The organism is Maritimibacter dapengensis, from assembly GCF_019218265.1.
Lineage (GTDB): Bacteria > Pseudomonadota > Alphaproteobacteria > Rhodobacterales > Rhodobacteraceae > Maritimibacter > Maritimibacter dapengensis.
In genome coordinates this window covers 243,454-261,874 of record NZ_JAHUZE010000003.1, presented here as the reverse complement: position 1 = coordinate 261,874, position 18,421 = coordinate 243,454, and the positions used below count along the sequence as shown (strand labels likewise).

The 18,421-nt window shown below is 63.3% G+C and carries 20 protein-coding genes and 1 tRNA gene; 14 read left to right on the top strand and 7 right to left on the bottom strand.

Annotated elements, in window-relative coordinates; translation table 11 throughout:
- Positions 1 to 103: 103 nt before the first annotated feature.
- From KJP28_RS13475 to KJP28_RS13455, 5 genes are all read left to right on the top strand, one after another.
- Positions 104 to 658, top strand: a complete 555-nt coding sequence (locus tag KJP28_RS13475; protein WP_218393138.1) for a helix-turn-helix domain-containing protein — start codon at positions 104 to 106, stop codon at positions 656 to 658.
- Positions 659 to 822: 164 nt separating this feature from the next.
- The gene (locus KJP28_RS13470; protein WP_218393137.1) at positions 823 to 2,142 is read left to right on the top strand and encodes an NAD(P)/FAD-dependent oxidoreductase; all 1,320 of its coding nucleotides are present in this window, start codon (positions 823 to 825) and stop codon (positions 2,140 to 2,142) included.
- An 11-nt stretch (positions 2,143 to 2,153) separates the two neighbouring features.
- Positions 2,154 to 3,023 carry a dihydrodipicolinate synthase family protein gene (locus KJP28_RS13465; RefSeq protein ID WP_255552383.1) on the top strand — a complete coding sequence of 290 codons (870 nt, stop codon included), beginning with the start codon at positions 2,154 to 2,156 and terminating at the stop codon, positions 3,021 to 3,023.
- Positions 3,024 to 3,031: 8 nt separating this feature from the next.
- Entirely contained in the window at positions 3,032 to 4,504 is a 1,473-nt protein-coding gene (locus tag KJP28_RS13460; protein WP_218393134.1) for an aldehyde dehydrogenase, read from the top strand.
- Entirely contained in the window at positions 4,501 to 5,523 is a 1,023-nt protein-coding gene (locus KJP28_RS13455) for an alcohol dehydrogenase catalytic domain-containing protein (protein ID WP_218393133.1), read from the top strand. Before KJP28_RS13460 ends, KJP28_RS13455 begins: the two co-directional genes overlap by 4 nt.
- On the opposite strand, the gene KJP28_RS13450 is transcribed toward KJP28_RS13455, so the two are convergent.
- Positions 5,520 to 6,464 carry a LysR substrate-binding domain-containing protein gene (locus tag KJP28_RS13450; protein WP_218393132.1) on the bottom strand — a complete coding sequence of 315 codons (945 nt, stop codon included), beginning with the start codon at positions 6,462 to 6,464 and terminating at the stop codon, positions 5,520 to 5,522. The genes KJP28_RS13455 and KJP28_RS13450 overlap by 4 nt on opposite strands.
- A 216-nt stretch (positions 6,465 to 6,680) precedes the next feature.
- Between KJP28_RS13450 and KJP28_RS13445 the strand changes: the two genes are divergently transcribed.
- The 5 genes from KJP28_RS13445 (at position 6,681) to KJP28_RS13425 (ending at position 11,224) form a co-directional block, all read left to right on the top strand.
- Positions 6,681 to 7,535, top strand: a complete 855-nt coding sequence (locus KJP28_RS13445) for a glycine betaine ABC transporter substrate-binding protein (RefSeq protein ID WP_218393131.1) — start codon at positions 6,681 to 6,683, stop codon at positions 7,533 to 7,535.
- An 83-nt stretch (positions 7,536 to 7,618) separates the two neighbouring features.
- Positions 7,619 to 8,686 (top strand): quaternary amine ABC transporter ATP-binding protein, encoded by a 1,068-nt coding sequence (locus KJP28_RS13440; protein ID WP_218393129.1) that lies wholly within the window; start codon positions 7,619 to 7,621, stop codon positions 8,684 to 8,686.
- A gap of 9 nt (positions 8,687 to 8,695) precedes the next feature.
- A complete protein-coding gene (locus KJP28_RS13435) occupies positions 8,696 to 9,523 on the top strand; it encodes an ABC transporter permease (RefSeq protein ID WP_218393128.1) in 828 nt (275 codons plus the stop codon).
- Complete coding sequence (locus KJP28_RS13430) at positions 9,523 to 10,350, top strand: ABC transporter permease (protein WP_218393127.1); 828 nt, start codon at positions 9,523 to 9,525, stop codon at positions 10,348 to 10,350. Before KJP28_RS13435 ends, KJP28_RS13430 begins: the two co-directional genes overlap by 1 nt.
- A gap of 46 nt (positions 10,351 to 10,396) precedes the next feature.
- Positions 10,397 to 11,224, top strand: coding sequence for an SDR family NAD(P)-dependent oxidoreductase (locus KJP28_RS13425; RefSeq protein WP_218393126.1), 828 nt, complete (start codon positions 10,397 to 10,399; stop codon positions 11,222 to 11,224).
- A 14-nt stretch (positions 11,225 to 11,238) separates the two neighbouring features.
- On the opposite strand, the gene KJP28_RS13420 is transcribed toward KJP28_RS13425, so the two are convergent.
- The 6 genes from KJP28_RS13420 to KJP28_RS13395 all read right to left on the bottom strand — a co-directional run bounded on the left by KJP28_RS13420 (position 11,239) and on the right by KJP28_RS13395 (position 15,585).
- Positions 11,239 to 11,391 carry a hypothetical protein gene (locus KJP28_RS13420; RefSeq protein ID WP_218393478.1) on the bottom strand — a complete coding sequence of 51 codons (153 nt, stop codon included), beginning with the start codon at positions 11,389 to 11,391 and terminating at the stop codon, positions 11,239 to 11,241.
- Positions 11,373 to 11,564, bottom strand: coding sequence for an Arm DNA-binding domain-containing protein (locus tag KJP28_RS20135; RefSeq protein WP_418887937.1), 192 nt, complete (start codon positions 11,562 to 11,564; stop codon positions 11,373 to 11,375). The genes KJP28_RS13420 and KJP28_RS20135 overlap by 19 nt, the downstream gene beginning before the upstream one ends.
- A gap of 232 nt (positions 11,565 to 11,796) precedes the next feature.
- A tRNA-Thr gene (locus tag KJP28_RS13410) sits at positions 11,797 to 11,872 on the bottom strand.
- A gap of 120 nt (positions 11,873 to 11,992) precedes the next feature.
- Positions 11,993 to 13,516 (bottom strand): heme biosynthesis protein HemY, encoded by a 1,524-nt coding sequence (locus KJP28_RS13405; RefSeq protein ID WP_218393124.1) that lies wholly within the window; start codon positions 13,514 to 13,516, stop codon positions 11,993 to 11,995.
- Positions 13,517 to 13,526: 10 nt separating this feature from the next.
- On the bottom strand, positions 13,527 to 14,837 hold the full coding sequence (locus KJP28_RS13400) for a COG4223 family protein (protein WP_218393123.1): 1,311 nt from the start codon (positions 14,835 to 14,837) through the stop codon (positions 13,527 to 13,529).
- 85 nt (positions 14,838 to 14,922) lie between these two features.
- Positions 14,923 to 15,585 (bottom strand): uroporphyrinogen-III synthase, encoded by a 663-nt coding sequence (locus KJP28_RS13395; RefSeq protein WP_218393122.1) that lies wholly within the window; start codon positions 15,583 to 15,585, stop codon positions 14,923 to 14,925.
- A 72-nt stretch (positions 15,586 to 15,657) separates the two neighbouring features.
- Between KJP28_RS13395 and tsaD the strand changes: the two genes are divergently transcribed.
- The 4 genes from tsaD to KJP28_RS13375 are packed head-to-tail and all read left to right on the top strand — an operon-like array spanning position 15,658 to position 18,379.
- Complete coding sequence (gene tsaD / locus KJP28_RS13390) at positions 15,658 to 16,749, top strand: tRNA (adenosine(37)-N6)-threonylcarbamoyltransferase complex transferase subunit TsaD (protein ID WP_218393121.1); 1,092 nt, start codon at positions 15,658 to 15,660, stop codon at positions 16,747 to 16,749.
- Positions 16,746 to 17,690 (top strand): NAD(P)H-dependent glycerol-3-phosphate dehydrogenase, encoded by a 945-nt coding sequence (locus KJP28_RS13385; protein ID WP_218393120.1) that lies wholly within the window; start codon positions 16,746 to 16,748, stop codon positions 17,688 to 17,690. The genes tsaD and KJP28_RS13385 overlap by 4 nt, the downstream gene beginning before the upstream one ends.
- The gene (locus KJP28_RS13380; protein WP_218393119.1) at positions 17,691 to 17,960 is read left to right on the top strand and encodes a YciI family protein; all 270 of its coding nucleotides are present in this window, start codon (positions 17,691 to 17,693) and stop codon (positions 17,958 to 17,960) included.
- Entirely contained in the window at positions 17,960 to 18,379 is a 420-nt protein-coding gene (locus KJP28_RS13375; protein WP_218393117.1) for an EVE domain-containing protein, read from the top strand. The genes KJP28_RS13380 and KJP28_RS13375 overlap by 1 nt, the downstream gene beginning before the upstream one ends.
- Positions 18,380 to 18,421: the final 42 nt, after the last annotated feature.

Here is an 18,421-nt window from a genome sequence, read left to right as displayed (position 1 = left end):
CATTTATGAATGAAATGCACTATGAATTTATGGCTGGAATCGTCGTTCCACGTTGAATTTTTCCGGCAATATCGGCAGCTTGGGCAAAAAATGGGGTAACGCCGTGGCACATCACGTTGGCGAAGACATCCGGTCGTTGCGCAAGACCCGCGCAATGACGCTGGCCCAGCTTGCGGGCGCGGCGGGGCGCTCGGTCGGCTGGCTCAGTCAGGTCGAGCGCGGGCGAACGACGCCATCGGTGCGCGATCTGGAACAGCTTGCCGATCTGTTGGACGTCAACATCAGCTTCTTCTTCCGCTCGTCCCGGCGTGCCCCCGAGGAACAGGGCCTTGTCCTGAGGGCGGCGGATCGGCCCACCATCGGCTCGGACGAAACCGGACTGGTCGAGGAGTTGTTGTCACCGACCCTCTCAGGCAGCTTCGAGATGATCCGCTCGGTGTTCGCGCCGGGAGCGTCCAGCGGCGATCCGCGCAAGGCCCGGCCAACCGAGGACGGCGGCGTGCTGATCTCGGGCGCGCTGACGATGTGGATCGGAGAGACCGAGGTTCACCTGTCCCCCGGCGACAGTTTTCAGTTCGCGGGCGCACCCTATGCCTGGCGCAACGACGGGTCCGAGCCTGCCGTCGTGATCTGGGTCGTGTCACCGCCGATCTACTGACCCGCCGGCACATTTCATAGATAAACCTGATCTTTGGGCGGCCAAAATGCTTTAATAGGCGGAATTTTTATAAGCTGGGTTTATGGATGAGGTGATTTTTCCAGCATGGGGCGACGGGCCGGGCCGATGTAGTGTCGGGGGAGTAACGAAAGCCTGGTGCGCCCATGAAAATCATGCCTGTCCATATGGAGCCGACCAAGTCGGGGTGGTTCGCCGCCCTCGGTCCACGCCCGCCCGCAAACGTCCTTAGCGCCGATCTTGACTGCGATCACCTTGTCATCGGTGGCGGCTGGATGGGCCTTCACTGCGCGCGCCGGCTAGGCGAACTCGACCCCGAGGCGCGGGTGGTGCTGGTGGACGCGGGCCGGATCGGAGACGGGGCGGCCGGACGCTGCGCTGGGTTCGCCATCGACCTTGCCCACAACCCCCGCAACAAGCACTTCGCGGAAGACCAAAAGGGCAACGAGGAAGAGTATCACGTCAACGTCGAAGGCATCGACTATCTGCGCGACGCGGTCGAACGTCTGGGCGTGGACTGCGACTGGGACCCGTCGGGGAAATACCACGCCGCCGCCACGCCGCGCGGAAACGACTGCCTCAAGGAAATGTCGACCGCGCTGACCCAGATCGGAAAGCCGCACACCTGGCTGGACCGCGAAGAGATTCAGGCGCGCACCGGGTCCAGGCATTACTTTGCGGCGATCCACACCCCCGGCACCGTGCTGATGCAACCCGCGAAGTATCTGGTCAACATGGTCGCGGCGCTGCCCGAGAACGTCACCGTTTACGAAAAGACGCAAGTGACCGACATCGACTACCGCCCGCAGCAGCACGTCTGCCGGACCTCCGGCGGCGAGATCAGGGCGCGCAAGGTGTTCCTGTGCAACGCGGCCTACCTGACCAAGAGCGGTTTTTACGACAAGACGGCGATCCCGGTGTACACCTATGCGTCGATGACCCGGCAGCTGACGCCAGCCGAACTCGCGCAGGTCGGGGCGAGCGGCCCGTTCGGCGTGATCCCGGCGGAAAGCTTCGGCACGACGATGCGCCTGACGAACGACAACCGGCTTTTCCTGCGCAACGTCTATTCCTATGCCCGCGGCTTCCGCTCGGGCCAGAGCGACGTGGATTACGCCAAGACGCATCACGAAGAGGCGTTCCGCCGCCGGTATCCCGACCTTGCCTCGATCGGGTACGAGAACAGCTGGGGCGGGCTTCTGACCATGGCCGAGAACGGCGGCATGGTGTTCGGCCAGCTGGCCGACCGGGTCTATGGCGCCGCCTTCTGCAACGGCACCGGGGTCGCGCGCGGCACGGGCTTCGGCAAGGCACTGGCCGAGCTGGGGCTGGGCCACAGTTCGCGCTCCATCGACATTCTGAACGCCCGTACCAAACCCAACCGCGGCTACCCTGCGTGGCTGACCGAAATCGGCGTGCGCGCCACAACCAAATGGCGGTTCTTGCGGGCCGGCAAAGAAACCTGAAGGAGCTTAACATGGCCAATCTCGCTGGTATCAACCTTGCGATGCAGACCCCGTTCCGCGCGGACGGCTCGATTGATTTTGCGGAATGGGATCGCCTGATCGACGCCTACATCGACGCCGGTATCCACGGGCTGGTGTTGGGCGCGGGCACCGGGCAGCATCCGTACCTGACGGAGGCGGAAGCCAACGAGCTTTACGAAAAGGGGATCAAGCGCATCGATGGCCAGTGCAACGTGATCTGCCAGACCTCGGCGCTGAACATGGATGAGGTCGTGCGCCGCTCGCGCCACGCCGAAAGCATCGGGGCCGATGCGCTCATGATCCTGCCGCCCTACCTCGAAGGCCCGGACGACGACGACGGCATCTTCGAGTTTTACCGCACCATCGACGCGGCGGTCGGGGTCGATATCGTGGGCTACAACATCCCGCAGGCGACCGGCCTTTCGGTGTCGCCCGAACTGCTCAAGCGTCTGTCGCAGCTTGAAAACTACAATTACATCAAGGATAGCGGCGGCGATCTTTCCGTTCATCAGGCCTATCTGCAAACCGACTGCAAGGTTCTGAACGGCGCCGATCCCACGACGGTCTACGCCATGATGGCGGGCACCGTCGGCACGATCTGGGGCGCGGCGAACTATATGCCGTACGAAGCGGTGCGCCTTTACGACCTCGTGACCGCCAAGGATTACGACGCCGCGCTCGAACTGTGGGGCAAGATGCTGCCCTCGCTTCTGTACGTCTGGTCGCATCGCTACGTGCAATGCGTGCTGGCCGCCGCTCATCATCGGGGGTTCGGCCACGGCTACGTGCGGGCGCCGCTGCAACAGATCAGCGACGAGATGCGCGCCGAGATGCTGGCCACGCTCGCCCCGCTGTCGTGAGTCGCGCCATGTCCGAGTATCACAAGATTGCCGAAAAGCTGTTCCTGCCGTCCAAGATCCTGATCGGCGGGGAATGGCGCGATGCCGCCTCTGGCGCGACCTTCGCCACGGTCGACCCGGCCACCGGGCGCACGCTGGCCCAGCTGCCCGCCTGTGCCGCCGAAGACGTGGATGCGGCGGTCGCTTCGGCCCGCGCGGCGTTTCGCGCGGGCGTGTGGTCGGACCTGCATCCGAGCGCGCGCAAGGCCGTGCTCGCACGGCTTGCCGACCTGATCGAAGACAACGTGACCGAGCTTGCGGTGATGGAGGCGCTAGACGCCGGCAAGCCGATCACCGACTGCCTGACCATCGACGTGCCGGAAACCGCGAACTGCATCCGTTGGCACGGCGAAGCTCAGGACAAGCTTTATGACCAGATCGCCCCCAGCGCGCCCGATGCGCTTGGCCTGATCGTGCGCGAGCCGATCGGGGTCGTCGCCGCCGTTCTGCCGTGGAACTTCCCGCTGATGATGATGGCGTGGAAGATCGGCCCCGCGCTTGCCACCGGCAACAGCGTGATCGTGAAACCCGCCGAAGAAACCAGCCTGACCGCGCTGCGGCTGGGCGAGCTTGCGATTGAGGCCGGGGTGCCGCCCGGCGTTCTGAACATCGTCACCGGCATGGGCCCGGACGTGGGCGAGCCCTTGGGCCGTCATCCCGATGTCGACGCGTTGACCTTTACCGGATCGACCGAAACCGGGCGTCGGTTCCTGACCTACGCGGCAGAGTCGAACATGAAGGAAGTCTGCCTTGAGATGGGCGGTAAAAGCGCGGCGGTCGTGCTGGAAGGTGCCCGCGACATTCCCAAGATCGCGGAGATTCAGGCGGGCGCGATTTTCTGGAACATGGGCGAAAACTGCACCGCGAACAGCCGGATCATCGCGCATCATTCGGTGTACGACGAACTGATCGACGAGCTTGCGAAACAGGCGAAGACGTGGGTGATCGGTGATCCGCTCGACCCGAAAACCCAGAACGGCCCGCTGGTCAGCGACGCCCATTTCGCCAAGGTGTCCGGGCTGGTCGAGACCGGAAAGGCGCAAGGCGCGCGGCTGGTCACCGGGGGCGAGCCGGGCGAGGGGCTGTCGTTCCAGCCCACGATCTTTGCCGACGTGACGCCGGACTTGACCATCTTCCGCGAAGAGATTTTCGGGCCAGTCGTGACCGTCACCCGCGCCGACAGCGACGATCACGCGGTCGAGCTTGCCAACGACAGCGCCTATGGGCTGGCGGCGACGCTTTACACCTCGGACGTGCGGACCGCGCACCGGCTAGCCCGCCGTCTGCACGCGGGAACGGTCTCGGTGAACAGCTACAGCGAGGGCGAGATTTCGACGCCGTTCGGCGGGATGAAGGAATCCGGGTTCGGCGGCCGCGACAACGGCATTCACGCGCATGAGCAGTACACCGAGCTCAAGACAATCTGGTTCGATCTCGCATGACCCGGATGACCGCCGTTCAGATCCGCGAAGGCGACACCGATTTCGCCGTCTGCGAGGTTGCGAAACCCGACTGCGCGCCGGGGGCTGCCGTCGTGCGGATGGAGGCGGCCATGGTCGCCTCCTACATGGGGGCGCTGCCTTCGGGCGCCTGGACCACACCGCCGCGCCCGTTCACGCCCGGTCAATGCGCCATCGGCATCGTCGATGCGGCGCAGGGCGATCTTGAACCCGGCCAGCGCGTGTATTTCGACGCCTTCACCGGAAGCCGCTCGGCGGACGATCCCGCGCCGGATCACGGCTTTCTCGGGTGTTTCGGGCTGGGCGAGGGAGCCAAGGGGCCGATGGCCGACTGGCCCAACGGCAGCTTTGCCGAATTCGTCCACGCCCCCACCGCCTATTTCACGCCCCTGCCGAATTGGTCCATAGAGCCTGCGCTTTTGTGCCGGATCGGCTGGCTCGGCACCGCGCTGCGGGGCCTGCGCGAAGCCGGGTTCCGGCCCGGGATGCGGATCGCGATCAATGGCGCCAGCGGCGTCGTCGGGGCGAGCGCTGCGGTCCTTGCCCTTGCGATGGGGGCTTCGCGCATCGAAGTGGTCGGCCGAAACCCGGACCGGCTTGCCGCGCTCGTGGCTTTGGACCCTGCGCGGATCGTGGCCAGCACCGATGGCAACGGCTCGGCGCTCGATCTTGTTCTCGACTGCGCCTCGGGGGACGCCGGGGCCATCAGCACGACCCTGATCGGACGCCTTCGCCGGTTCGCGAAAGCGGCCTTCGTCGGCGGGTTGTCGTCGCCGCTCATGCTCGACGCCGGGGCGCTCATGCGCAACAGCAACGCGGTGATCGGATCTTACTGGTTCACGAAGGCTGATCTGGATCAGGTGATCGCCATGATCGACAGCGGGGTTCTGGACATGTCGGTCTTTACCGCGCGGCCCTTCGCGCTTGGCGATGTGGCGCAGGCCATCGACCACGCCGCCGGCCACGCCGGGGGCCTTGTCCACACCGCGCTGGTCCCTTAGGCCGAGCCGTCCCCATCGGCCACCCGCGCCTGAATTTCGGCCCCCTGCGCCACGATCCAGTCGCGAAACCGCTTGGCGGTCGCGGTGAGCGTGGTCGACTTGGGCGTGACGAGGTAGAACGCGCGGTCGGTCCTGATCTGAATGCCTGTCGGGTTGATGAGCGAGCCATCGTTCAGAAACCCGTCGGTCATCCCCATCCACCCCAGCCCGATCCCCTGCCCGGCCACCGCCGCCTGTAGCAGCGTCTGCTGGTCCGAGAAGGTCATCCGCGCATGGACGTTCAGCGCAGGCGCCCCGGCCTCGGCAAAAAAGGTCTTCCAGTCGTCGCGCGACCGGAACCGTTCGCGCAGGAACAAAAGGTTGCGCCCCTTCAGCTCGTCCAGCGACACGCCCGACGTGCGGCCCTCGAAAAAGTCCGGCGCGCAAAGCGGAAAATACACCTCGTCGAAAAGCCGCCACGCCGTCAGATCCTCCCAGTCCCCGTGACCCAGCCGGATCGCGAAGTCGGCATTCTCTGCGGCGGGATTGATGTCCCGGCTCATGATCTTGAGGCTGAGGTCCACGTCCGGCAGCGCCGCCGAAAGCACGGGGTGGCGCGGCAGAAGGAAATGCGCGGCTGCCGAGGACGAAACGCACAGCGTGACCAGATGCTCGTTCGCGCGCTGCGCGATCTGGGCAAGCCCCACCTGTATTTCGGCAAACCCGCGCTCGACCGCACGGAACAGGATCTTGCCCTCTTCGGTCAGGGCCACGGCGCGCCCCCGGCGTTCGAAAAGCCGCGTGCCGATATGCTTTTCAAGGTTCTTGACCTGATACGAAATCGACGGCTGCGTGACGTTCAGCTCCGTCGCTGCATTCCCGAAGCTTCCCAGCCTTGCCGCGGCCTCGAACGCGATCAAGGCGCCGGGCGACGAAATCTGACGTCTCAGTGTTTCGGACATGCTGTCCCCCTTAGGTCTTACATAGATTTCATCAATGAAGCGAAACGGTGCGTCGCACATATTCCTTATCCAACAAGATACAGATCAGAACAAGACGCACATTACCCATAAATTCAGTTTATGGGTTGTCGCCTTTTTTCGACGCCGGCCAAACGCCCTCGCGTGATACCGTGCAGAACAAGAACAAAAGCGCCGCAAACTGCATGGAGGTTGAAAATGCGTGGACTGCTGAAAACTTTGATGGCCAGCGCGATGGCTCTGGGTCTGGCGACGCCGCTGGTCGCACAGGACGATGTCATCAAGATGGGCACCTTGTTGTGGGAAGACCTGACGCCGATTACCGGGGTCACCAAGCGTGTTCTCGAAGATCGCGGATACACGGTCGAAGTGACCGAGTTCTCCGAGTGGGGCATCGCCTATGCCGCGCTCGCCAAAGGCGACATCGAGGTTCTGACCTCGCACGTCGACTACGTCGCACATGACTACTGGGACCGAAACAAGAATCGGCTCGAAAAGATCTCGCCGGTGTCGCATGGGCTGTATCAGGCGATCGCAGTACCGAGATACGTGACGATAGACTCCATCGAAGAGCTGAACGAGAACGCCGATAAGTTCGACGGCAAGATCGTAGGGCTCGAGCCAGGTTCGGGCCTGATGCGAGAAGCGGCCGAAGTGGTCGAGGAATACGAGCTCGATCTCAAACTGATCGAAGGTAGCACCGCGGGCATGACCGCCGCACTCAAGTCCGCCGTGGACCGCGAAGAATGGATCGCGGTCACGCTGTGGGAGCCGTCGTGGATGGTGCAAAAGTATAACACCAAGTTCTTGGCCGACCCCAAAGGCATCTTCGCGCCGCCCCAGACTTACTACTGGATCGCCCAGAACGGGTTCTCGGACACGAAGCCCGGCGCGCGCGAGGCAATCGCCTCGGTCTTTCTGCCACTGCAGGACATCACGGCCATGAACGCTGCGGTGAAAGACGGCCAGACCATGGATGAGGCCGTGTCCGACTGGCTCGACGAACATGCCGATCTACTGTCGCGCTGGGAAACCATCAAGTCCTACGACTGACACGATTGGGAGGGCCGCTGTCCGGTGGCCCTCCTGCCCAATACGATCCGGTAAAAGCCAGACGAGACACGACGGGGACGACCATGGAAAACGCAGAAGTTCTGATCGATTGTCAATCGGTCTGGAAAGTCTTTGGCGACCGGAACGCCGAAGCCATCGAAGCGATCACTTCACAGGGCTTATCCAAACGCGACGTGTTGCGCGACTACGGCTGTGTCGTCGGGGTTTCGGACGCGAGCCTTCAGGTTCGCCGGGGCGAGATTTTCTGCATCATGGGCTTGTCGGGGAGCGGCAAATCGACCCTGATCCGGCTTCTCAACCGCCTGATCGAACCCAGCCTTGGCACGGTTCTGGTCAAGGGCCAGGACATTTCCAAGATGGACGCCGCCGCGCTGCGCCGCACCCGCGCCGAGCATATCGGCATGGTGTTCCAAAGCGTCGCCCTGCTGCCCCAGCGCAATGTGCTTGAGAACGCGGCCTTCGGGCTTGAGGTGCAGGGCATCCCCCGGGACGAGCGCAACCGAGCCGCCGCCGCAGCGCTTGCCAAGGTCGGGCTTTCGGACTGGACCAAGCACTATCCGTCCGAGCTTTCGGGCGGAATGCAGCAGCGCGTCGGGCTGGCCCGTGCGCTGGCCGCCGACCCCGAGATCATTCTGATGGACGAACCCTTCTCGGCGCTCGATCCGCTGATCCGGCGGCAGTTGCAGGACGAGTTTCGCCAGCTGACCAAAGAGCTGGGCAAATCCGCCGTCTTCATTACCCACGATCTGGACGAAGCCATCCGCATCGGTGACCGGATCGCGATTATGAAGGATGGCGCGCTTATTCAGGTCGGCACCGCCGAGGACATCGTGATGGACCCGGCGGATCAATATGTCGCCGATTTCGTCGCCGGAATTTCGCGCCTGCATCTGATCAAGGCTCATTCGGTGATGGTGCCGGTCGCCGATTGGGACGGACCCGTCGACGACTTGCCGCGCTGCGACCCCGAGGCCGACATCGACGCCCTGATCGCCCAGATCACCGAGACGTCTGCCGACGCACTTGCGGTCGAAGAGGACGGGCGCGTGGTCGGCGTGGTGTCGGTGCGCAACCTGCTTTTGGGTGTACGCGGCGAGGCTGGCGCGGACCCCATCGGCGCGGAGGCTTGAGCCGCAACCATGGAAGATTTCGTTGATAGCTTCGACAGGCAGGTGGACGACATCCTGTACTGGCTCACCGACAACGCGGCCTTTCTGTTCGACGCGGCCCGCTACGCGCTCGAGGGTCTTTATGACGGTGTGCTCTGGGCTCTGATCGCCGCGCCGTTCTATGCGGTCGCGGTGGTTCTCGGCCTTGCCGCGTGGCGGATGATCGGCCTTGTGCCGGGGATCGTCACCGCCCTTGCTCTTGCGGCCTGCTACGCCATGGGGCTTTGGGCCGAAACGATGGAGACGCTGGCACTCGTCTTCGCCGCAAGCGTGATCGCGCTGGCCATCAGCCTTCCGGTGGGGATCCTCGCGGGTTTCTTTCCGCGGCTCGACCGGGCGCTTATGCCGACGCTCGACCTGATCCAGACGATGCCACCTTACATCTACCTTCTTCCCGCGATCGCCCTTCTGGGGTACGGCCCTGCGACAGCGCTTGCCGCGACAGTAATCGTCGCCATGCCCCCAGCGATCCGGCTGACATCGCTCGGCATCCGAGAGACGCCGCATGAGTTCGTCGAACTCGGGCAGGCGTCTGGCGTCACCAATCTTCAGATGTTCTTCAAGATCCGACTGCCCTTTGCGGTCCCGTCGATCATGGCGGGGATTAACCAAAGCCTGATGATGGCCTTCGGCATGGTCGTAATCGCCGGGATCGTCGGATCGGGCGGCTTGGGCGAAACGATCTATGGCGCGATCCGCACGCTGGACATTTCGACCTCGATCAACGCCTCCATCGCCATCGTGGTGCTGACCATGGTGCTCGACCGCATAACGCAATCGGCCGCTAGGAAAAAATGATGCGTTTCGATCCCGGTGCCTTCATCGCCCCCGTCGTCGACTGGCTGAACGCCAATTTCCACCCGATCCTCGCCGTGATCTCTGATGTGATTGAAGCGGTGCTGGGCGGGATCGAATGGCTGTTCCTGCTGCCGCCGCCCTTCGTTCTGATCGCGTTGGTCGCCGTCGCGGGCTATGCCCTTGGCGGCGTGAAAACGACCATTCTAGCGGCGCTCTGCCTTACCTATTGCTGGGTCATGGACCTCTGGGACGCCTCGATGCAGACCATCGCGCTGGTGCTGGTAGCCGTGACCATCTCCGTCGGCATCGCGTTTCCGCTTGGGATTTACGCGGCGCGTCACCGCCGGGTCGAGGCGGTGCTACGCCCCATACTCGACGTGATGCAGACCGTACCGCCCTGGGTCTATCTGATCCCGGCCGTGATCATCTTCAGCCTCGGGACCGTGCCCGCCGTCATCGCGACCATCGTCTACGGGGTGCCGCCGATGCTGCGCCTGACGACACTCGCGTTCCGCGGCGTGCCGACGGACCTCAAGGAACTAGGCCAAGCGATCGGGGCCAAGCCGCGCACGATCCTGTTCAAGATCGAACTTCCCGCAGCGACCCCCACGCTTGTCGTCGGGCTCAACCAGTGCATCCTTCTGTCGCTGGCCATGGTCGTTCTGGCCGGGCTGGTCGGTGCAGGGGGGCTGGGCGCCGAGGTGACGCGGGGTCTGACCCGGATGGAGATGGGCCTTGGCCTGCGCGCCGGGCTGGCAATTGTTGCGGTTGCCCTTCTGCTCGACCGTCTGTCGCGCGGCGCGCTTCAGGGCCGTCGCAAGGCCTGAGGCCGAAATGCCATTCGGGGCAACGACACGACGCGAAAGGGCGCACATGAAAGTCTGGTTCATCACGGGTGTCTCGCGCGGTCTGGGCAACGCCATCGCGGTCGCCGCGCTGGCCGCCGGCGACCAGGTGATCGGCACCGTGCGCAAAGGCTCTGCGGCATTTGAGAATGCCGGGGATCGGCTGCATCTTCTGACCGTAGACCTTGCCAAGCCGGGGGCGGCCGAAGCAGCGGCCCGTCAGGCGCTGTCGGTCCATGGCAAAATCGACGTCGTGGTAAACAACGCCGGGTTCGGCGTCATCGGTGCGCTGGATGATCTGACCGACGATCAGCTCGAAGTGCTGTTCGAGGTGGACGTGTTCGCGGGTATCCAAATCTGCCGCACGCTCTTGCCCCACATGCGCGCGCAGGGGGCTGGCCGCATCCTGAACATCACATCCGTCGCGGGCCGCGCGCCCGGTGCCGCCACCGCCGCCTACGCCGCCGCGAAAGCTGCGGTCGAGGGGTTTTCGGCCGCCCTCGCCGCCGAGCTGGACGGCACGGACATTCACGTGACCGCTATCGCGCCGGGCCAGTTCCGCACCGACTTTCTGGACAACGCGACAATGCCCGAAGATAGGCAGGTTGGTGCGGATCAAGGGGGCGCCACAGCAAAAGCTCTGTCGTCACTGCGCCAGATTAACCAAAGGCAACTGGGCGACCCCACCCGCGCCGCATCGGTGATCGTTCGGCTTGCCCAGGCCGCAAATCCGCCCACGCACCTGCTTCTGGGGACCGATGCCCTGAACCGTGTGCTGCAACAGCGCGATCGGATGGACGCCGAGATGAAGGCGTGGGAGGCGCAGACACGTAGCACAGACTTCGGCGAAGACTGAACCGCCTGACGGTGTCACACCTGCTGTGCTTTTCGCCACAGCGAATCCCAAGCGCTCTTCAGAAGTTGGAACTTCTCACCCTGCACCGCGACAAGATCGTGCAGCGCACGGGCGGCTCCGTCCGGGTTTGTGGCTTCGACGGCCTCAATTAAGCGGCCGTTCTGCAAGGGACTGACCCATCGGCCTCGTACCCGCAACTGCTTTGGCTGATACGCGCTGTAGCACGCTTTCTTCGCGCACGAGCGAGCCCCACATCCGGATACTTTCCGATCGACAAATGCGTCTCGCGACCGTCAATCCGATACTTGAACGGCCAAAGTTTTGAGCCTTTGGGGTTCACCAACAGGTATCAGCGGGCGGAATCTCCTTTTTTGTATGGAGTATCCTTTCATTTCAGATTTCGAATCCGGGTGTCATGCAGTGCCATTCGAGCAGCCTAAGCTCGGTCAAGCTACCCCGACACAAGCCGGATACCACCGGATTTTCCAGGACCATAGGGGACAGAAAAACACTGAAGTCCCACTACAAACAGGGCCTTTTTGGCTTTCAAAAATCCAGACTGAACCCCGAAGTGGTGCCGCTGAAGGGACTCGAACCCCCGACCCCATCATTACGAATGACGTGCTCTACCAGCTGAGCTACAGCGGCACACCGCTTCGGTGCGCGGTGATTATCACTCCCGGTGCGGGGTGTGTAGCCCTTTTTTGCACTAATCCCGATCACACACGAAGCGCGGCGCCCTTGCGCAATTCGCGACGAACTGGCGTGCTAGCCGGTTGTTTTTGCGGGCTCTTCCTCGTCGGCGTCCGAAGCTTCGCCTTCGATCACGTCGTCGGAGGCTTCAGCGACCTCCGGGATTGGCTCGGCGGGATCTTCTTCAGCACTTACCACCGTCTCTGGCTCAGGCGCGATATCTGGCGCGCCGACAAGAAGTGCGTCCATCCCTGCGCCGCCCGGCATTCTTACGTCGGACGCTTCGGGTTCGCGCCAGGCCAGCGTGTCGAAGGCACCGCAATTCCCGCAGATCGGCGTCCAGTCACCATGGATGTGATTGCACTTGTCGCAGACCCACTGAGGACCGCGCGGTGCAACAACGGCTTTGGCCAGCAATGCGCGGATGTCGCTGTCGGGGGCGCCCTGTCCCCTTTCGATCGCCGCTTCGAGCGTCAGAACCCTCTGGGTCGGATGCTCTGTCGCAAGATCGCCCAGGGCTGCTTTGGCTTTGTCCCACTCCTGGGCGGCGACATGCAGTTCGGCAAGAAGCATCTTCGTTTCCGGATGGTCCGGATGCGCTTTCGTCAGTGTCCGGAAACGCTTGATGCGTTCGGCGCTGCTCTCATCCGGTTTGATCTCGGCGTAAGCGGCTGCGAGGTCGGGATGCGGCGATGCCTTCCAGGCCTTCGACAGAACACGGGCGGCATAGCGCGGGTTTTCTTGCTCCAGGTACGCGCGCGCAGCCAGAATCGCGGCCGGGATGAGGTCCGGCGATTTCTGGTTGGCTTCGATGGCGGCTTCTCTGGCCCGGATCGAGTTTCCTTCCTCGAACACGCCCTTGGCTTCCTGCAAGGCCAGTACCGCGTCACGGCGCTTCCCGACGTCCTTTGGCAAGGCGCCGTGACGAACCTTCGTGCCCAAAGTCTCTCGCGCACCATGCCAGTCGTTCTGCGTCGCCTGCAATGCCAGCAGCACGTCGCCGGTTTCGGCATGTTGCGGTTTCAAGGCGAAGGCCTTCTCCGCCAGTTTCATCGCTGTCTCGGTGTCGCCTTCCTCGAGCTTTTGCTTCATGAGTCCGCGGACCCCGACGAACTTGGTGCGCTCGTCCGTGAGCAAACGTTTGTAGACCTCCGTGGCCTTCTTTCGGTCGCCGGCCATCTCTGCGGCTTGGGCGGTGATCAAATTTGTGAGTTCGGGTCGGCGGAGATAACGCTCCGCCCGCGCGGCATTGGTCATCGCGGTACGTTCTTCGCCCGAGGCGAGCGCCATCATACCTTCGGCCAACGCTGCGTAACCCTTGCGTTCGCGGTTGCGGTCGAAATGGCGCGAAATCGCGGTTTCATCGCCATTCAGGAAGCGCACAGTTGCCACGATCAAGCCGACAAGCTTTAGGAGAACCCAGAGCGCAAAGACAAGTACGATGAGTGCGATGACGGCCTGCAAGGCTCCGAGGTTGAACTCGGTAGCGCCCACATCAATGCGGATACCGCCATCGGTTTCTAGCAAATACGCTGCACCGACCGTGGCCGCACCGATCAGAACGACAAATAGAATGATCTTGAAAAGGGACCAAATCATGTGTGCGTCCTCATTGATTCAAAGTTTGGCTGAGTTCCGACCCGGCCGATAGCGCGCTCTGCCGGGTTTCGGCTGCGGCGATGAAATCCGCGAGTGCAGGTTGAGCGGCCTCGGGCATCGCAGCGAGTTCGTCCAGCGTCTCTGCGATGCGGCCATTGGCGAGGGCGAATTCGGCGCGGGACAGGATCGCATCCGGGTCGTCGCCTTCCTGCGGTTCGAGTGACCGGGTGCCGAGTTGCGTGCGTAGAAAGGCCTCACCGCGCCCGATCTCGCCAGCGTCCACCATGCCTCGTATCGCATCATCCAGTGCTTCTCGCGCGGCTGCCGGGAATGCGGATTGCAACTCGCCCAAGGTCGGAACACCTTCGGACGCGACGGAAGCGAGGCCTTCGGGCGCCTCTGTCCCGGTGGAGGTCGTCAGGTCGAACAGGGCGTCTTCAAAGGGTTGGCCGCTGTCGAGTGCCGCCATGATCCTGCTCATAGCAGCGCGTGCAGATGCCGCCTGCGCGGCTTCGGCCGCATTCACTTCGAGCGTCTGGGCTTCTTCCTGCTCGGCCTGCAATGCAGCAAGCTCGGCGTCGAGCATTTCCCGAATTTCCGCAAGCTCGCGTTCATACGCCTGGGCAGCAGCCTCGGCAGCTTCGGCGCTGTCCCCAGTTGGCATCTTTTCAAGGTCGCTGACGCGACCCGCCAAGTCGTCCAGACGTCCGTTCAATTCCTCGATCCGGCTCTGCGTTGCGACGATGTCGGCGCGGATCTGACCACCAAGATCGTCCAGTGACGTGTCGCCCTGTAGCGCGCCGAGCGCTTCGCTATTGGACGAGACCTGGTCCTGAAGTGCGGCGATGTCGGACGACTGCGCGTCCAACGCCTGCGCCACAGGGTCTTCTGCATCGCTGCCGGTCATATCGAATGGCCAACCGCCGGACACATATTGGGCGGCACCGAAACCGATCGCGCCCGCGATTACACCACCTAGTACGAAGCCAATGAAGGCGCCGCTTCCGCCCCGTCCCTCAGACGCGACCGGAACGGGCATCGGTGCGTCCTGCACGACGGTTTCACGCTCACGTTCTTCGCCGGTTTCATCCGAGTGGGTCTCTTCGACGCTGTCCGAGGCCGCGTCCTTTGGTGCGTTGGATGGCGAACTCTCGGCGTCTTCGGGTTCGTGCGCGTGGTCGGCATCGTCGTTGGACGGATCGCTGTCGTCTGTTTCCGTATCGTCCATCACCACCGCATCTTCGATCGCGTCCTGCGCGACAGAATCCTTGTCATCCTCCTGGGATTTCGCCGACTTGTCGGTTTTCGGTGATTTCGCCACGGCACACCTCTCGAATCTCAACGCGCCGCGTTTTGCGGCTTACGCCTTTGACCTTAACGAGGGGCCGAATGGGCCTCAAGGCAACTTACCCGACCTTCGCGACGTCAACCTGACGCAGCATTTCTTCCCGCGTCGGCTCGGCACATGTCACGCAATCACCGCCAGTCTCATCAAACCAGGCTTTCGCAACCGCAGGGCTGAAGGCGATCACTCGCACACCGGGGGAAATCGTCTTGATCTGTCGCCCGACAAGCTGTGCGCTTCGCGGCGACCACAGGGGCAAGATGACGGCCTCCCCGTTTTCGATCAGGGCCTTCGCATCTTCGGTGAGGTCCTGCGCGCGCTGTTCGTAGATGACAACGGAATCAGTGCCTATTCCAGCCGAACTCAGACGATGCGCGATGTCACCGCGCGTCTCGCGCCCGCAAAGGTGCAGGAGCGGTCCACGGGCGGTGACCCGGGACACCAGATCATCAGCGTCACGCGCTACGAGGCGCACATCCGCCTGGCAAGCGGCCGCTGTTTCCTGCCCGACCACGTAGGCCGGTACACCGTGTAGATCAGGCAGAAAGGGAATGGCATTGGCCGAGGTGAGGATAACGCCGGCATACCCGGACAATCGTATCGACGCGTCCGTGCCCACGATCTGCAGAACCGGAGAGACGACGACCGGACCGTCGTAGAGCCGTGCAATCCGCTCGGACGCTACGATGGGCCGCGTCAGGACGAGCGTCGGGGTCCGGGTCATTGGGCCTCACGGGATTGTCTGGAACCGTTCCTGTTGGTATCCCGACGTGACCCCCACCGCAACCGGCGTGCCATGTCCGATACGATCACCATACTTGGGCTGGAAAGCTCGTGCGACGATACGGCGGCAGCCGTTGTCCGGGCCGGAGATAAAACCGAAATCCTGGCTTCGGTCGTCGCGGGGCAAACCGATCTGCACGCTGAATTTGGCGGCGTGGTTCCGGAAATCGCGGCGCGTGCCCATGTCGAGAAGCTCGATCTCTGCGTGGAAGAGGCGTTGGCGCAGTCGGGCATGACATTGTCGGACCTCGACGCCATCGCTGTCACCGCCGGCCCGGGTTTGATCGGAGGCGTTCTCGCGGGTGTGATGATGGCCAAAGGCCTGTCGGCCGCAACCGGCCTTCCGCTTATCGGGGTCAATCACCTTGCCGGCCATGCGCTCACCCCGCGGCTAACGGATGGGGCGGCCTATCCTTACCTCATGCTGTTGGTGTCAGGCGGACATTGCCAGTTTCTGATCGTGAAGGGGCCGGAGGACTTCACGCGGCTCGGTGGCACGATCGACGACGCGCCGGGTGAAGCGTTTGACAAGACCGCACGCCTGCTTGCGCTTCCGCAGCCCGGCGGCCCTGCGGTCGAGACCGAAGCCGCCATGGGCGATCCGAAGCGCTTTCGCCTGCCACGCCCGCTCCTCGATCGTCCCGGATGCGACATGTCTTTCTCCGGACTGAAGACTGCGCTTCTGCGTGAGCGCGACAAGATCGTGACCGTAAAAGGCGGGATCACCGTGCAGGACCGGGCCGACCTCTGCGCCGGCTTCCAGGCTGCCGTGGCGGACGTGCTGGCCGAGAAATCCCGCCGCGCACTTGCAGAATACATGGCGCTTTCGCCTGCCGAGCCACTTCTTGCCGTGGCGGGTGGCGTCGCCGCGAATATCGCCATTCGCGCGGCGTTAGAGACTGTTTGTGGCGAGGCTGGTGCCGAGTTTCTCGCCCCCCCGCTCGCCCTTTGCACCGACAACGCCGCCATGATCGCGTGGGCCGGGATCGAACGGTATCGCGCTGGACATACCGACGACTTGACGCTTGCCGCCCGTCCCCGATGGCCGCTGGACAATGCCGCCCAGCCGATGTTGGGTTCAGGCAAGAAGGGAGCAAAGGCATGAGCGTTTCGGTCCTCGGCGCAGGTGCATTCGGCACGGCGCTCGCCATCGCCATCGCGCGGAGCGGCACGCCAGTCACACTCTGGGCGCGTGACCCCGGCGACATGGCCGAGACGCGCGAAAACACGCGACGGCTTCCGGGCTTTGCCTTTCCAGACGCATTGACGGTCACGGACGACCTGGATGCGGCTCTGTCCGACATCGTGCTGATCGCGGTGCCGATGCAGAAGCTCGCGGGGTTCCTGACGGATCATGCCAACAAACTGTCCGGTCGCACGCTCGTCGCGACCTGCAAAGGGATCGACCTGACGACCGGAGAAGGCCCCGCCGAGATCATCGAGCGGACCTGTCCGAACGCGACGTCCGCGCTGCTCTCCGGCCCGAGTTTCGCGGTCGACGTCGCGGCCGGTCTCCCAACCGCGCTCACCATCGCGGCCGCAGACCCCGAGCCGCTTCAAACCGCGCTCTCCGGGTCCAACCTGCGGCTTTATCGGGCCACCGACATGACGGGTGTCGAGATCGGCGGCGCGATGAAGAACGTGATCGCCATTGCCTGCGGTCTCGCCATCGGGGCCGGGTTGGGTGAAAGCGCACGCGCCGCCCTCATGACCCGCGGATTTGCCGAAATGAACCGCTTCGCCGTCGCTCGTGGCGCCGAGCCGGACACGCTTCAGGGCCTCTCGGGGTTCGGAGACCTGTCTTTGACCTGCACGTCCGAGAAGTCGCGCAACTATGCCTACGGCCTTCATCTCGGCCGGGGCGAGGTTCAGCCCGAAGGCGTGACGATCGAAGGGCAAGCGACGGCGAAAGCAGTCTCTATTGCCGCGCAAAACGCCAAAATCGACATGCCCATTACCGATATGGTCGTCGCCGTGATGGCGGGACATATCACCATCAACGAGGCGAGCGACCTGCTCCTCGCCCGCCCCCTCAAGGAGGAATGAATGTTCGCACTGATCTGCACCGACAAGCCCGGGCACTTTGAAACCCGCAAGGAAAACCGGGACGCTCATCTGGACTACGTTTCAGAGACGGGGCTGGTGCTTCAGGCTGGGCCGTTCCTCGACGTGAATGGCGATATGTGCGGCTCGCTCGTGATCCTGTCCGTCACGACCCGCGAAGCTGCGCAGGAGTGGGCGGATGGCGATCCCTATGCCAAAGCTGGCCTGTTCTCGGACGTCCGTATCGAAGAATGGAAAAAGGTCGTCGGCTGATGGCATATTGGCTCTTCAAATCCGAACCGAACACCTGGGGCTGGGACGATCAGCTTGCCAAGGGTGAAGCGGGCGAGGAATGGGACGGTGTACGCAACTACCAGGCCCGCAACAACATGCGCGAGATGAAGCTGGGCGATCAGGGGTTCTTCTACCACTCGGTCAATGAAAAGCGCATCGTCGGGATCGTCGAGGTCTGCGCCGAGATCCACCCCGACAGCACCACGGATGACGAGCGCTGGGAATGCGTGGACATCAAGGCGGTGCGCGCAATCGAAAACCCGGTGACGCTCGACATGATCAAGGACGAGCCGCGCCTCGCGGACATGGTCTTGGTGAACAATTCCCGGCTTTCGGTGCAGCCCGTGACCGAAGCCGAGTGGAACGTCGTTCTCGAGCTGGCGGGTGAAAAAGACTAGGCCAAATTGTCGCACCCCTCCATATTGTCCCTATCGTTTCAG